10 protein-coding genes and 1 tRNA gene are annotated in these 14,618 nt (G+C 61.8%); 6 read left to right on the forward strand and 5 right to left on the reverse strand.

What is annotated here, in order from left to right:
* The first annotated feature begins 93 nt into the window (after positions 1-93).
* Positions 94-555: a TIGR03792 family protein gene (locus BG35_RS0101610; RefSeq protein ID WP_034416490.1), complete on the forward strand. Its 462-nt coding sequence runs from the start codon at positions 94-96 to the stop codon at positions 553-555.
* A 95-nt stretch (positions 556-650) separates the two neighbouring features.
* On the opposite strand, the gene psaB is transcribed toward BG35_RS0101610, so the two are convergent.
* Positions 651-2,864 (reverse strand): photosystem I core protein PsaB, encoded by a 2,214-nt coding sequence (gene psaB / locus BG35_RS0101615; RefSeq protein WP_025781407.1) that lies wholly within the window; start codon positions 2,862-2,864, stop codon positions 651-653.
* Between the two features lie 21 nt (positions 2,865-2,885).
* Positions 2,886-5,192, reverse strand: coding sequence for a photosystem I core protein PsaA (gene psaA, locus BG35_RS0101620; protein WP_025781408.1), 2,307 nt, complete (start codon positions 5,190-5,192; stop codon positions 2,886-2,888).
* 308 nt (positions 5,193-5,500) lie between these two features.
* On the opposite strand from psaA, the gene cobJ reads away from it, so the two are divergent.
* The gene (gene cobJ, locus BG35_RS11355; RefSeq protein ID WP_080687969.1) at positions 5,501-7,363 is read left to right on the forward strand and encodes a precorrin-3B C(17)-methyltransferase; all 1,863 of its coding nucleotides are present in this window, start codon (positions 5,501-5,503) and stop codon (positions 7,361-7,363) included.
* On the opposite strand, the gene BG35_RS0101630 is transcribed toward cobJ, so the two are convergent.
* Positions 7,355-7,428 (reverse strand) — tRNA-Pro (locus BG35_RS0101630). The two genes, cobJ and BG35_RS0101630, sit on opposite strands and share 9 nt — an antisense overlap.
* Positions 7,429-7,454: 26 nt before the next feature.
* Between BG35_RS0101630 and lipA the strand changes: the two genes are divergently transcribed.
* Positions 7,455-8,366: a lipoyl synthase gene (lipA, locus tag BG35_RS0101635; protein WP_025781410.1), complete on the forward strand. Its 912-nt coding sequence runs from the start codon at positions 7,455-7,457 to the stop codon at positions 8,364-8,366.
* Here lipA and pdhA read toward each other — a convergent pair.
* A complete protein-coding gene (gene pdhA / locus BG35_RS0101640; RefSeq protein ID WP_236619734.1) occupies positions 8,363-9,403 on the reverse strand; it encodes a pyruvate dehydrogenase (acetyl-transferring) E1 component subunit alpha in 1,041 nt (346 codons plus the stop codon). The genes lipA and pdhA overlap by 4 nt on opposite strands.
* 275 nt (positions 9,404-9,678) lie before the next feature.
* Here pdhA and BG35_RS0101645 point away from each other — a divergent pair, with 275 nt between their 5' ends.
* Complete coding sequence (locus tag BG35_RS0101645) at positions 9,679-11,724, forward strand: IMS domain-containing protein (protein ID WP_025781412.1); 2,046 nt, start codon at positions 9,679-9,681, stop codon at positions 11,722-11,724.
* Between the two features lie 109 nt (positions 11,725-11,833).
* On the forward strand, positions 11,834-13,315 hold the full coding sequence (gene ffh, locus BG35_RS0101650) for a signal recognition particle protein (RefSeq protein WP_025781413.1): 1,482 nt from the start codon (positions 11,834-11,836) through the stop codon (positions 13,313-13,315).
* Positions 13,316-13,389: 74 nt separating this feature from the next.
* Here the strand turns inward: ffh and BG35_RS09805 are convergent, their stop codons facing one another.
* On the reverse strand, positions 13,390-13,677 hold the full coding sequence (locus tag BG35_RS09805; RefSeq protein WP_161632497.1) for a hypothetical protein: 288 nt from the start codon (positions 13,675-13,677) through the stop codon (positions 13,390-13,392).
* A gap of 501 nt (positions 13,678-14,178) precedes the next feature.
* Between BG35_RS09805 and BG35_RS12940 the strand changes: the two genes are divergently transcribed.
* Positions 14,179-14,349: a hypothetical protein gene (locus tag BG35_RS12940; RefSeq protein WP_161632498.1), complete on the forward strand. Its 171-nt coding sequence runs from the start codon at positions 14,179-14,181 to the stop codon at positions 14,347-14,349.
* Positions 14,350-14,618 lie beyond the last annotated feature (269 nt).

The raw sequence follows: 14,618 nt of genomic DNA on the forward strand, positions 1-14,618 counted from the left end.
GGGGGGGGAGATTGGTCTTGTCCCATAAGGAGCGCAAACGAGGGCAACAGCATTTTAGTTAGAACAGTGTTTCAATGCAACCTGGAAGAAGCCATGTTTCCACGTTTTGCCCCTCTGTTGGCCTGTTGTTTGGCTGGTTTGCTGATCCTGTCTCCATGGCGGGTTGATGCGGCATCATCCGCCTCAACTGCTGATCGACCCACAGCACAGGCGCCGATCACTGTGGAAATGCTGCGCTTGGCGGTCCCTGTCGCCCTTCGCGATGCCTGGTTAAGCGCCGAAGCCGAAGTGTGGAAACCATGGCTGGAGCAGCAGCCAGCTTATTTGGGACGCGATCTCTATTGGGATTCTCAACAGGAAGAAGGCCATGTGTTCATTCGCTGGCGCTCCCGGCAGGAATGGCAGGCCATCTCCGAGGCAGAGGTGGCGCCTGTACAGGCCCGCTTTGTGGCGGCGATCAACCAGGCAACCGGTGGCAATGATGAAGATCCCATTCCTCTCACGTTTGCCAGCCAGGGGCTGCTTCTCGCCAGAGATCTGCCCAGGGATGCCTGAAGGCCAAGCCGTCTGATTTCACAGCCACAAAAAAGGCCCTCGCAAAGCGAGGGCCAACGTCTCAGGGAACAAAGGGCCTTGGGACAACAAACCCTTTAGCCGAACCTGCTCGATGTAGAGGCGATGAGGAAGGCCGCGTAGGTGAGGAAGAACCCAACGGTGAAGTGGGTTAGACCGACAAGACGCGCCTGCACAATGGACAGAGCTACGGGCTTGTCGCGCCAGCCAATCAGGTTAGCCAGTGGAGTGCGCTGGTGGGCCCAAACGATGGTCTCGATCAACTCCTGCCAGTAGCCACGCCAGGAGATGAGGAACATGAATCCAACGGCCCAGGCCAGGTGAGCCAGCAGGAAGATCCAGGCCCAGATGGACAGGTTGTTGACCCCAAACGGGTTGTAGCCGTTAATCAACTGGGAACTGTTCAACCACAGGTAATCCCGGAACCAGCCCATGAGGTAGGTGCTGGACTCGTTGAACTGCGCCACGTTGCCCTGCCAGATGGCCAAGTGCTTCCAATGCCAGTAGAAGGTGGCCCAGGCAACGGTGTTCAGTGCCCAGAAGAGCGCCAGATAGAAGGCATCCCAGGCGGAGATGTCACAGGTGCCGCCCCGGCCAGGGCCGTCACAGGGGAACGAGTAACCGAAGTCCTTTTTGTCGGGCATCAGCTTAGAGCCGCGAGCATCCAGTGCCCCCTTCACCAGAATGAGCGTCGTGGTGTGCAGACCCAGGGCAATGGCGTGGTGAACCAGAAAATCGCCAGGGCCAATGGGCAGAAACACGTCGGTGCTGCCGTTGATGGCATCCAGCCAGTAATGGGGACCGGGAATGTTCTGGCTGGCCATGGTTGCGGCGCTGTTGGCATTTGCCAAGAGCACGTCAAACCCGTACATGACCTTGCCATGGGAAGCCTGGATAAACTGGGCGAAGACCGGTTCCACCAGGATCTGCTTCTCCGGCGTACCAAAAGCCACCACCACGTCATTGTGGACGTACAGACCCAGGGTGTGGAAGCCCAGGAACAGGGACGCCCAACTCAGGTGGCTGATCAAAGCCTCCTTGTGCTCCAGCATCCGGGCCAGAACATTGTTCTTGTTGGCAGCCGGGTCGTAGTCCCGTACGAAGAAGATGGCGCCATGGGCAAAGGCGCCGCACATCAGGAAGATGGCAATGTACTGATGGTGTGTATAGAGGGCAGCCTGTGTTGTGTAGTCCTTGGCAATGAAGGCATAGGACGGCATGGCATACATATGCTGCGCCACCAGACTGGTGATGACCCCCAAGCCAGCCAGGGCAAGACCCAACTCCATGTGCAGAGAGTTGTTGAGGGTCTCAAAAATGCCCTTGTGGCCTGCGCCCAGGTCTCCCGGTGTGCCCGAAGGAGGATTGTGGGCCTCCAGGATGTCCTTGATGGAGTGGCCGATCCCGAAGTTGGTGCGGTACATGTGACCGGCGATCACGAAGATCACCCCAATGGCCAGGTGGTGATGGGCAATGTCCGTCAGCCAGAGGGATTCCGTCTGGGGATGGAAGCCGCCAAGAAAGGTGAGGATGGCGGTGCCAGCCCCTTCAGAGGTGCTGAAAACCTGATCCAGGGTGTCGGGATTCTGGGCATAGACGCCCCAGTTGCCGGTGAAGAACGGTCCCAGACCGGCCGGGTGAGGCAAGGTGGAAAGGAAGTTGTCCCACCCAACGTGTTGCCCTCTGGCCTCGGGAATGGCCACATGCACCAGGTGACCGGTCCAGGCGATAGAACTAAAGCCGAAGAGAACCGCCAAATGGTGATTCAGCCGGGCTTCAGCGTTCTTGAACCAAGCCAGTGAAGGTCGGAACTTGGGTTGCAGATGGAGCCAACCTGCGAACAGGGCCCAGGCCGAGAGGATCAGCATGAACAGGGAACCCTGGTAGAGCTCCAGATTGGTGCGCATGCCGATGGTGTACCACCAGTGGTAGACACCTGAATAGGCGATGTCTACGGGAGAGGAGGCGCCGGCCTGGGTGAAGGCGTCGATGGCCCCCTGGCCGAATTGAGGATCCCAGATCGCGTGGGCGATGGGACGCACATGCAGTGGATCAGCGACCCACTGCTCGAAGTTGCCTTGCCAGGCGACATGGAACAGGTTGCCCGAAACCCAGAGGCCAATGATGGCCAAGTGACCGAAATGGGTGGCGAAGAGCTTCTCGTAGAGACGCTCTTCCGTCATTCCGTCGTGGCTCTCGAAATCGTGAGCCGTGGCGATCCCGTACCAGATGCGACGGGTCGTCGGGTCCTGCGCCAGACCCTGGCTAAACGAAGGGAATTTCGTTGCCATTGGTAAGGTCGAGGAGGAAGGTCAGCCGACCGCAAGACTGCGGGCGAGGAAGAAGGCCCAGGTGGTGCCGATACCACCCAGGAGATAGTGGGCAACACCCACGGCTCGGCCTTGGGTGATGCTCAAGGCGCGGGGCTGGATGGACGGAGCCACTTTGAGCTTGTTGTGGGCCCAGACAATGGACTCGATCAGTTCTTGCCAGTAGCCGCGGCCACTGAACAGGAACATCAAGCTGAAGGCCCAGACAAAGTGGGAGGCCAGGAACATCAAGCCGTAGGCGCTGCTGGCGGAGCCATAGCTGTTGAGCACCTGAGTGGCCTGTGCCCAGAGAAAGTCGCGCAACCAGCCGTTGATGGTGATGGCGCTTTGGGCAAAGTTGCCAAAGGTGATGGTCTGCACAGTGCCGTCGGGAAGCACGGAGCCCCACACATCACTCTGCATCTTCCAACTGAAGTGGAAGATCACGATGGAGATGGAGTTGTACATCCAGAACAGACCCAGGAACACATGGTCCCAAGCGGACACCTGGCAGGTGCCTCCACGGCCGGGGCCGTCACAGGGGAAGGCGAAGCCCAGGTTGGCCTTGTCGGGAATCAAGCGGGAGTTGCGGGCAAAAAGAACGCCTTTCAGCAGGATCAATACCGTCACGTGGATGGTGAAGGCATGGATGTGGTGGACCAGGAAATCCGCTGTGCCCAAGGGAATGGGAGCCACAGCCACCTTGCCGCCAACAGCCACCATGGAGCCGTTGAACACCTCGCTGACGCCGGAGAGGGCATTGGGCGCGGTAGACGCCACGCTGAGAGAAGAATTCACCTGCTGCACCCACTGGGCAAAGATGGGCTGCAACTGGATGCCTGTATCGCTGAACATGTCCTGGGGACGCCCCCAGGCGCGCATGGTGTCGTTGTGGACGTAGAGCCCGAAGCTGTGGAAGCCCAGCCAGATGCACACCCAGTTCAGGTGGCTGATCAAGGCGTCCCTCGCCTTCAGCACACGATCCAGAACGTTGTCCAGATTTTGCGCCGGATCATAGTCCCGCACCATGGCAATTGCGGCATGGGCGCCCGCACCCACCACCAGGAAGCCGCCAATCCACATGTGGTGCGTGAACAGGGACAACTGCGTTGGGTAATCCGTTGCAAGGTACGGATACGGCGGCATGGAGTACATGTGGTGCGCCACCACGATGCTGATGGAGCCCGTCAGAGCCAGGTTGACCGCCAACTGAGCGTGCCAGGACTTGGTCATGAACTCATACAGCCCATCATGACCGCGGGAGGCGGGGAAAAGCAGGGGGTCACCTTTATGACCTTCCAGGATTTCCTTGATGGAGTGACCAATGCCGAAATTGGTCCGGTACATGTGACCGGCGATGATGAACATCACGGCAAGGGCCAGATGGTGATGGGCAATATCTGTCATCCACAGGCCGCCCGTCACCGGGTTTACCCCTCCCTTGAAGGTGAGGAAGTCGCTGTAGGCAGCCCAATTGCCACTGAAGAACGCCGCCAATCCCGCATTGAACCCGGGGAACATTTGCGCCATCACGCCTTGGTCGATAAAGACCTGGGCCGGAGGCATGTCAGCCACGGTGGCAATGGTCTGGCCACTGATGGTGAGGGGCTTGCCGGCGTCAATGGCGTCCAGAAGCTGGTTGACCGGCAGGGAGACATGGATCACGTGCCCGGCCCAGCCCAGGGACCCCAGGCCGATGAGACCGGCCAAGTGGTGGTTGAGCATGGACTCCGCGTTCTGGAACCATTCCAGCTTCGGCGCTGCCTTGTGGTAGTGGAAGGCGCCAGCGGTGAGCATCAAGCCAGCCGCCACCAAACCACCAACGGCTGTCACCAGGAGTTCATATTCGTGGGTGAAGCCCTCCGCCCGCCACATTTGGAACAGGCCGGACGTGATCTGGATGCCGTGGAAACCGGCGCCAACATCGCCATTGAGGATTTCCTGGCCAAAGATGGGCCAGACCACCTGGGCCGAGGGCTTGACGTTGGTGGGATCGGCAAGCCAGCCAGAGTAGTTGGAGAAGCGGGCGCCGTGATAGAAGGCGCCGCTCAGCCAGATGAAAACAACGGCCAAATGGCCGAAATGAGCGCTGAAGATCTTGCGAGAGATGTCTTCCAGGTCGCTCGTGTGACTGTCGAAGTCGTGGGCGCGAGAATGAAGGTTCCAGACCCAGGTTGTGGTCCGGGGGCCTTTTTTCAAGGCGCGGTCAAAGTGACCAGGTTGGCCGAGCACATCGAAATCGATGGGCACGGTGTCTCTGTCAACACTGACCTTGCTTTTTGTGCCACGCTCCGGTGGGCTGATGGTCATTGAGACGTTCCCTGAGATGGGGTTCGCGGGAGAGGCCGACGGATGCCGACCAGACCATTCCTGTATGGGGGAATGGTGACGGCCACCACCACGGCTAAGAAGCAGACCAGACAACTCACAGTCAAGAGAATCGAAGAGCCTGCTTCACCATTGGTAGATCACGCCCTGAAAAGGGGACCGATGGGGGGACTATAGGCTTTTACGCTCAGCCCGATCCCCATGGCAGTTACAAAGGTTCAATCCTTCGATGGGGCAGCAACGCCGCCTCTGCCGGATCTGCTCAAACCCGCCGACCTGCTCCGTTCTTCATGCCGTCTTCCAGGCTGACCCAGGTGCGTCTCGGGGTGACGATTCACCGCCATGGCCTGGGGCCTCTTCTGGAGTTCCAGGCTGGGGGCTTTCTGGATGAGGTGGCTGCCCCCACCGCCCTTGCCGCTGCCGCAACCGGGCTTGGGGTTACCGGGTTTTCCCAAGGCCTGGCCCGTTTTCTGGCAAGGCGCTGGCCCCGGTTGCAACTCCTGGTGGCTGCCATGGCCAGCGGCGCCTTGATCCGCAGCATTGCCCCCCTGCTCCAGGACAAGTATCGGGATCCGGCCGTGGTGCTTCTGGATGGCAGCGGCTGTCGTCTGATCCCGCTCCTGGGAAGCCATGGGCGGCAGGGGGACCGGTTGGCAACGGCCATGGCAGCGTTTCGCGGTGGCCAGGTGTGGCGCAGCGGCTACAGCAGTGGTTCGGGGCAGTTGGCGCTGGATTGCTTCGGGTCCGGCCTGGGCTGGCAACGGGGCCCGGGGGACTGGGACGGGTTGGTGAAAGCCTTTGCCCAGCAAAAACGCATGGTTGTGGTGCAGGAGAGCGGCTCCGCCTCCTGGCGCGCCGCGGCTGCAGCGGCACGGCTCCAGGAGGCAAAAGACCCTTTGCCTCCTGGCGAGACCTGGCTGTATGTTGGCCACCGCTCCGCCACCGGGGCAACAGCCCACTGGCATCCACCCGTGCTCTGGCTGGGGCTGGGTTGCGAGCGCCACACCGATCAGGCGGTTCTGGAAGCTGTTGTGGAGAAGAGCCTGGCGTCAGCCGATCTTGCCGCCGCCGCTGTGGCCGGAGTGGCCAGCCTGGACCGCAAGGGGGACGAGCCTGGTCTGCTGGCGCTGTGCCAACAACGGAAGTGGCCCTTGAAGGTGTTCACCGCCGCCCGGTTGGCGGCCGTTCCCGTGCCCAATGGATCCCTGATGGTGGCCAGGCAGGTGGGAACCCCCAGTGTGGCGGAGGCCGCCGCCCTCGCTGCTGCCGGTGGTGGCGCCGCCGGAACCGGCGCCCGGCTTTTGGCGCCCAAGACTGTTGTCCATGGAGAACGGGCCTCCGGCGCCGCCACCTGTGCCGTGGCCTTGGCAACCAACCCCTGGGCGCCCATCCGGGGTGGGCTGGATCTGGTGGGCAGTGGTCCGGGGGCGCTGGCTCAATTGACCCCTGCCGCTCGATCCGCATTGGCCGCCGCCGCCACGTGGGTGGGCTATGGACCCTATCTGGACCGTCTGGAGCCCTTGCGCGCTCCCCACCAACTGCGGCTTGACGGGATCCTGGGCAAGGAGCAGGAGCGTTGCGCAACCGCGTTGGCCCTGGCCTGCCAGGGGCAGCGGGTGGCCCTCGTCTCCTCCGGCGACAGCGGCATTTACGGCCTGGCTGGCCTGGCCTTGGCATGTTGGCTGGACCTGCCTGACCAGGAGCGGCCCGATTTTGCGGTGCATCCCGGCATTTCCGCACTCCAGATGGCCGCCGCCCGACTGGGCGGGCCGTTGATGAATGATTTTTGCGTCATCAGCCTGAGTGACAAGCTCACCCCCTGGGCCACCATTCAGCAGCGCCTCCATGCCGCCGCTCTGGGGGACTTCGTGGTGGCCCTCTACAACCCCCGCTCCCGGGAGCGGGTCTGGCAGCTGCGGGAAGCCCGGAGAATCCTGTTGACAGGCCGTTCCACCAACACACCAGTGGCCCTCTGCCGCCAACTTGCCAGACCGGAGGAGCACATCACCCTCACCAGCCTTGGGGAACTGGAGAGCGACATGGTGGACATGCTCACCCTGGTGTTGGTGGGCAACAGCCAAACCCGATGCCGGGGTTCCTGGCTCATGACCCCCAGGGGTTATGCCGTGGGCAGAACTGTGGAGTCGGGATGACAGGATTCGAACCTGCGGCCCCGTCGTCCCGAACGACGTGCGCTACCAAACTGCGCCACATCCCGATCCAGTTCAACCTTAGCAGATCACCATGGCCCGCCCTTCTCCCTTGTCCACAGCAGCCGGCGCCTCAACATCCGCCAAACCCCCATGGCTCCGGGTCAAGGCGCCTGTACAGGAGCGGGTTGGCCCGGTCAGCCATCTGCTGGCGGACTTACGGCTCAACACGGTCTGCCAGGAGGCCAGTTGCCCCAACATCGGCGAGTGTTTTGCGGCAGGGACGGCCACCTTCCTGATTATGGGTCCCCACTGCACCCGGGCCTGCCCCTATTGCGATATTGACGTTGCCCGTCCTCCCCGTCCACTTGACCCCAGCGAACCCCAGCGTCTGGCGGAGGCGGTGCAGCGACTGGAACTCAAGCACGTGGTGATCACCTCCGTGAATCGAGACGACCTGGCGGATGGGGGAGCCGCACAGTTCGCCGACTGTGTCACGGCAGTGCGGCAGCGTTGCCCTGGCGCCACCGTTGAGCTGCTGGTGCCGGACTTCTGTGGTGACCACAAGGCCCTGGCCCTGACCATGGCTACAGCCCCGGAGGTGCTGAACCACAACGTGGAAACCGTGCCCCGACTGTATCGCCGGGTCCGTCCGCAAGGGCGCTACGGGCGCTCTCTGCATCTACTGGAGCAGGTGCGTCACCATTGGCCACGCACCTACACCAAGTCCGGTCTGATGGTGGGGTTGGGGGAGGAGGACGAGGAGGTGCTGACGGTGCTGGAGGATCTGCGCCAGCGGCAGGTGGACATTGTCACCATCGGCCAGTACTTGTCACCCGGCCCCAAGCACCTGCCTGTGGCCCGCTTTGTCACGCCGGAAGCCTTTGACCGCTTCCGTGAATACGGCGAGGCCCTGGGGTTTCTCCAAGTGGTCAGCACACCCCTGACCCGCAGCAGCTACCACGCCGAGCAGGTGCAAAGGCTCATGGTTGAGCACCCCCGTTAGTCAGCCCAGATGTAGCGCTTGAGATCGGATGGGGAAGGTTCCGGGGCGGCAAGCGCAAATTCCACGGCATCCGCGACTCGCGCTTCCTCCTCCTTGTTGATGGCGGCCAGGTCCTCGGGGGTGGCCAGATCATGGCGGGTGAGATGAGCCCCCAGGGCGGCAATGGGATCCCGTTGGCTCCAGAAGGCTTTCTCCTGCTCATCCCGCAGTTCATCCGGATCAGCCAGGGAGTGGCCACGGTAGCGATAGGTGAGACACTCCAGCAACGTGGGTCCCTCGCCGCCGCGGGCCCGGTCAATGGCCCGCTGGGCCGCTGTGCGCACAGCCAGCACATCCATGCCGTCCACTTCCTCGCCCGCCATGCCAAAGGCTGCAGCCTTGCGGTAGATCTCCGGATCACTGGTTGCCCGGTCATGGGCCATGCCAATGGCCCACTTGTTGTTTTCCACAACGAAGAGGATGGGCAGCTTCCAGAGTTGGGCCATATTTAGGCACTCGAAGAACTGACCGTTGTTACAGGCGCCGTCGCCAAAGAAAGCCGCGGTCACGGCATTGCTGCCGGTGTTGTCCAGCACGTCGCGACCGTAACGGCTGGACAAGGCGGCGCCCAGAGCCACGGGGATTCCCTCGCCGATAAAGGCGTAGCCCCCCAGCAGGTGGTGTTCTCTGGAAAACAGGTGCATGGAGCCACCGCGTCCCTTGCTGCATCCGGCTTCCTTGCCAAACAACTCCGCCATCACCTGCCGGGCGGGCACACCCATGCTCAAGGCATGCACATGGTCACGGTACGTGCTGCAGACCCAGTCATGTTTGGGTTGCAGGGCCTGAATCACGCCTGTAGACACAGCCTCCTGGCCATTGTAAAGGTGGACAAAACCAAACATTTTGCCCCGGTAGTACATCTCCGCACACTTGTCCTCGAAGCAGCGTCCCAACACCATGTCCCGGTAGAGGAGAAGCCCCGTGTCCTGTGAGAGGTTGTGGAGGCGGGGCTGCCGACCAGCCTCCCGCTGGCGGCCGTCTGCCGTTTCCGCCAGTCGCTGAACCGTTTCAGTTGCCTGCTTCTGCACAATTGAAAGACACTGTGAATCCCGAGCCTAGCTTCACAGGCAGGAATCAAGGGAAACGCCAGAGCGCAACAACTCTTGCCCTACAATGCCTATGGCTCCACTATTGGCTCCACTATCAGGCCCCACGATGTAGCGCTCCAAGTACGCTCCACTGAAACATTGAGATGAGACTGCCGCTTGATCACTTTCGCTTGCTTGGTGTCAAGCCAGTCGCCACCAGGTCGGAAATCGAGCGGGCGCTCATGGAGCGTCTGAGAAACCCGCCGCCCGAAGGCCAGTCTCTGGACACACTGGATGCCCGGGCCGAGATTCTGCAGGCCAGCGGCGCTTTTCTGATGGATGAGCAGCGTCGCCAGGCCCATGAACGGCAGTTGGCGACCCTCCCTGATGAAAGCGGGTTTCCGGGGATCGAGCTTGAACCCGGCCAGGAGATGGCCGCCCCGCTGCTGCTGCTGGAAGCCCAGGAATACCCCCAGGCTTTTGAGTTGGCCCTGGAGTTGTTATCCCGGCAGGAGGAGACGGCGCCACTCCACAGCCATCAGCAGGCAGATCTATTGCTGGCGGCTTCCTTGGCAGCACGGCGGACTTCACAGCAGATGTGGACAAAGCGCCTCTATGACCAGTCCGCACAAGTGCTGGAGCGCGCCATCCACGTGCTGGAGGGCCATGCTTCACAGGCCGGGCGCAAAGCAATACTGGAGGATGATCTGAACAAAATTGCCCCGTTCCGCATCCTGGATCTCCTCGGCAAGGAGTCTTGCACCGCAAGGGAACGGCAGCGGGGCATCAGCAGCCTCAAGGCATTGATTGAGCAGCGGGGCGGCCTGGATGCGGACGACGACGAGCAAAGCTCCCCCATTCGGTTCCAGGATTTTTTCAAACAGATCCGGCCCCTCCTCACCATTGACGAGCAGTTGGAGCTTTTTGAGGGCTACAGCAGCCAGAAGGCATCAACCGCCACGTTTCTGCTGGCCTACACCAGAGCCGCGGCCGGCTTTCAGCGCCGCCAGCCAGCCCACGTTGATGCAGCCCTCGCCGCCATGGAGGCTGTGGATGCAGAAGGCCTGGAGCCGGAGAAGGCCTGTTTGCTGTTGCTGCTGGGTCAACCGGATGCAGCCCAGGACATGGTCAAGTCCTGCCAGGATCCCCGTCTTTGTCAGTGGCTTGCGTCCTATGAATCCACCTCTGACAGTCTCCTGGGCCTGTGCAGCTTCTGCAGCCAGTGGCTGGAGAAGCATGTCCTGCCCTGTTATCGGGACGTGGATCCTCGCGTCAAGGTTGATCTGGACGCCTATTTCCTGGATCCCAAGGTTCAGCGCTACATCAACGGCAGGGATTCTCTCCCGCCGCCCGGTCATGGGCCGACGGAGGGCAGGTCCCATGGGCAGACGAAAGCAAAACACACGAAAGATCTTGACTTGTTCACCCCCGGCAAGTCCGCCATCCAGGACCCCCCATCACGGCAAACAGGGGAGCACGAGCCCTTGCCGGCGGCGCCCAGCCGCTGGCCGGCAGGGACCCAAGCATCCGGGTTCCCGGAGGTGATCCCTTCGCCACAATTTTCAGACGAGTTCCCCAGCGCCTCCCCATCCGCCACAGGGGGTGACAAGGCGGTGGATCCCGCTCCCTCCGGCCCCCAGCGCCGCAGGCGGTGGCCCCTTGCCGCCAAAGCTGCCCTGGTGGCGGGCGCCGCCATGGTTCTCATGGTCCTGCGTCCCTGGTCCAGGCTGACCACAGGCAGGACGCCGGATTCCCCACCACAGCACGCTTCATCGCCTCCCCCGGATGCGGCAGTCGGCAACAATCCAGCGGCGCCGCCACCCCTGGCAAACGCCCCGATCCTTTTTGATCGCCCACGGATTCAGGCGGTACAAGAGGGAGCAACGCTGGATCTTGTGGGTGTGGAAACCCTTCTGAGGGCCTGGCTCGACGTCAAGGCCGCCGTACTTGACAACAGCCCCGCCGCCCCGTCCGGGGAAGACACATTGGATGCATTGGCGCTGTTGGCGGCGCCTGAGCTGGTGCAGGACGTGCTGAATCAGCGCCAGGACTTGCGGGAGCGCGGCGAGCAGCTACAAGTGCGCAGCACGGTGGGTAACGTTTCTCTGCTCAGCCGGGGCCCCAGCCAAACCGGCGCCCGTGCTGTCATCAACTACAGCGAAAGCACACGCAACGCTGAGGGGATCACCACGAACACGTTTGGCCCGGCAATCATAAGAAACGATTATACCTTCATTCGCGGGCAACAGGGTTGGCAACTGCTGCGGTTTTCCTCGTCCCCACCCTGAAGTCCGGCATCGAAACCTGGCGCCCCGTCAGGTGATCCTCACTCACAACACAAGCACGGACGCCAACTCCGGTACACCCTAGGCTGGAGTTCCAGCCCCAATCCGCTCCATGTTTGAAGAACTCAGCCAGCGCTTCGAGGCCGCCGCCAAGAGCCTGCGGGGCCAGGACAAGATCAGCGAGACCAATATCGACACGGCCCTCAAGGACGTGCGCCGGGCCTTGCTGGCGGCGGATGTGAGCCTGTCTGTGGTGAAGCCCTTTCTGGCCACGGTGCGGGAGCAGGCCCTTGGGGCGGAAGTGGTTCGCGGAGTGAGCCCTGACCAGCAATTCATCAAGCTGGTCCATGAAGCGTTGGTGGAGGTGATGGGTGGGGCCAACGTCCCCCTCAACCAGGCGCCCTCCGGTCCCAACATCATCCTTCTGGCAGGTCTGCAAGGGGCCGGAAAGACCACGGCGGCAGCAAAGCTGGGACTCCACCTCAAGGAGAAGAACCTGCGGCCTTTGCTGGTGGCTGCCGACGTGTACCGCCCTGCGGCCATTGACCAACTGCATACCCTGGGCAGCCAGATCGGCGTGGAGGTGTTCAGCCTTGGCTCGGATGAGCAGCCGGAGACCATTGCCGCAGCAGGTGTGAGCAAGGGAAGGGAGGAAGGCTTTGACACGATCCTGGTGGACACCGCCGGTCGCCTGCAAATCGATGAAGAGATGATGGCTGAAATGGTGCGCATCCGCACCGCCACCAACCCCCATGAGGTGTTGCTGGTGGTGGACGCCATGATTGGCCAGGAGGCGGCTGTGCTGACCCGGGCCTTCCATGGGCAGGTGGGCATCACCGGTGCGGTGCTCACCAAGCTGGATGGGGATTCCCGTGGCGGCGCCGCCTTGTCCATCCGTCAGGTGAGCGGGGCGCCCATCAAGTTCATTGGCACCGGCGAGAAGGTGGAAGCGCTGCAACCGTTCCACCCCGAACGCATGGCCAGCCGCATCCTGGGCATGGGAGACGTGTTGACCCTGGTGGAGAAGGCCGCCAAGGAAGTGGAGGTGGCGGATATGGAAAAGATGCAGAAAAAACTCATCGAGGCCCGCTTTGATTTTGCGGATTTCCTGCAGCAGATGCGCCTGATCAAGCGGATGGGGTCGTTGGGATCCTTGATGAAGATGATCCCGGGCATGGCCAGAATTGATGACGGCCTGTTGCGCCAGGGGGAGGCTCAGGTCAAACGTGTTGAGGCCATGATCGGCTCCATGACCGAAGCCGAGCGGAAGCACCCCGACCTGTTGGCCGCCAGTCCCAGCCGGCGTCGCCGCATTGCCGCCGGCAGTGGCCACAGTGCGGCCCAGGTGGACAAGATGTTGGCGGACTTCCAACGCATGGGCAGTTTGATGCAAAAGATGAGCCGCGGCGGCGGTTTCCCGGGGGGAGCACCCGGTGGAGGATTTCCAGGCATGCCCCCATCAGGTCCGGGCGGCGGACCAGCCCTGCCGCAGCCGCCCAGGGCCGGAACAGGCGGCCGCGGCAAGGGGGGGGGTATGGCTGTGCGCTCTCGCCCCAAAACAGGGCGCAAACGCAAGGGATTTGCCGATCTCTGAGCCACCGGCTGGCGAGCTGCCGGTGCATTCCACCTGGACACGCATCACTCGGACAGGGGCCATTCAACTGGGAGCTACCGGAGGGTTTCCAGCACCCGGTCCAGCTTGTCTTCCAAAGCCCTGTTGTCCGCCCGTAACCTGGTTTCCACGGCTTGAAGATCAGCCTTGAACTCCAACCGCACACCCTGAATCTCTTGCCGCACACCCTGAATCTCTTGCCGGACGTCCTTGATCTCCTGCCGTACCCCGTGAAAGGCCGCCAGCAGCAACGCCAGGGCGCCCAGGACCACGGCCGGTCTCAGCCAGTCGTTGGCCGGGGCCGCAGAAGGGTAGGCCGTCACTACCCCCGCTTCCCGCGCCAAGGGAGCAGGCTGCTTCCCCCCTGGCAACGGGGCTCTAGCTGGGGGGGTGGTGGATCCCGTCATGGCGCCATCCTATAGCCACGCCGTAGCCATCATCAAGACGTGGGCCACCGGCAACCGATGCACGGGGGGAGAGTTTTACCTTTGCGCCTCCATCCTCCAAACGGGGGAGGCCTCAGCCTTTTGGGGGACGTGCGGGGGCTGAAAACAGGTGCGATTGGTCCACACCCGGTCCAATTTTCTGGTCCGACGGGGGCCTGGTGAGGGTAGTGGCGAGCAGCAAGCCAGTGGGCATGAGGGTGGTGGTGACTGCCCCACTGCATGGTCAGCAATGGGCAACTTGCCATCAACGGCGCTCAAAAACTGCTGTTGCCAATGGGACGCACCTTTCTGCCTGCTATCGATTGGGGTCTGTTTTGACCTGTTGCAAGATAGAATGCTTTCACAGGTCAATCAACGGTCATGCCTTCCTGGTTGTTGCCATCACTGCTTACGGGTGGCTTGACGCTCCTTCTCAGCGCCCTGGCGGCAATCTGGTCAGAAATCAAGGCCAGTGAAGCCAGGCAAAACAAGCGGATTGATGAACTACGGGAAGACGTGAAGGAGCTACGGAAGAAAGTGGACGACCTGCCCTTGAAGATCATGGAGATGCTGCGCAAAGCGCCTCACTGATCCCCTGTTCAGGCTTTGATCTCCAGCCCTTCCACAGAGGATAAGAGCCGTGTCCAGCTTGTCAGCGAAGCACAAGAGCGCCCTTCCTTACTGCGTTGTCACTGGACACGATCATGGACTTGGTGCATACGTTCTACTGACGGAAGCCCATGGGAGCCATTGGACCTTGCCAACAGGTGAAAACCGGTAGTGATTAGGGGAAAAACATTTCCTCACGGGTGATGGGTTGATAGTTTGGCATTAGCAATAGGTTGACAGTTGATAACGGG

Source organism: Candidatus Synechococcus spongiarum SH4 (genome assembly GCF_000586015.1).
Taxonomy (GTDB): domain Bacteria; phylum Cyanobacteriota; class Cyanobacteriia; order PCC-6307; family Cyanobiaceae; genus Synechococcus_B; species Synechococcus_B spongiarum_F.

Bases quoted from the DNA above. Each gene is read 5' to 3' on its own strand.
- BG35_RS0101610 (WP_034416490.1), top strand. From the start codon at position 94: ATGTTTCCACGTTTTGCCCCTCTGTTGGCCTGTTGTTTGGCTGGTTTG.
- psaB (WP_025781407.1), bottom strand. From the start codon at position 2,864: ATGGCAACGAAATTCCCTTCGTTTAGCCAGGGTCTGGCGCAGGACCCG.
- psaA (WP_025781408.1), bottom strand. From the start codon at position 5,192: ATGACCATCAGCCCACCGGAGCGTGGCACAAAAAGCAAGGTCAGTGTT.
- cobJ (WP_080687969.1), top strand. From the start codon at position 5,501: ATGCCGTCTTCCAGGCTGACCCAGGTGCGTCTCGGGGTGACGATTCAC.
- lipA (WP_025781410.1), top strand. From the start codon at position 7,455: ATGGCCCGCCCTTCTCCCTTGTCCACAGCAGCCGGCGCCTCAACATCC.
- BG35_RS0101645 (WP_025781412.1), top strand. From the start codon at position 9,679: ATGGAGCGTCTGAGAAACCCGCCGCCCGAAGGCCAGTCTCTGGACACA.
- ffh (WP_025781413.1), top strand. From the start codon at position 11,834: ATGTTTGAAGAACTCAGCCAGCGCTTCGAGGCCGCCGCCAAGAGCCTG.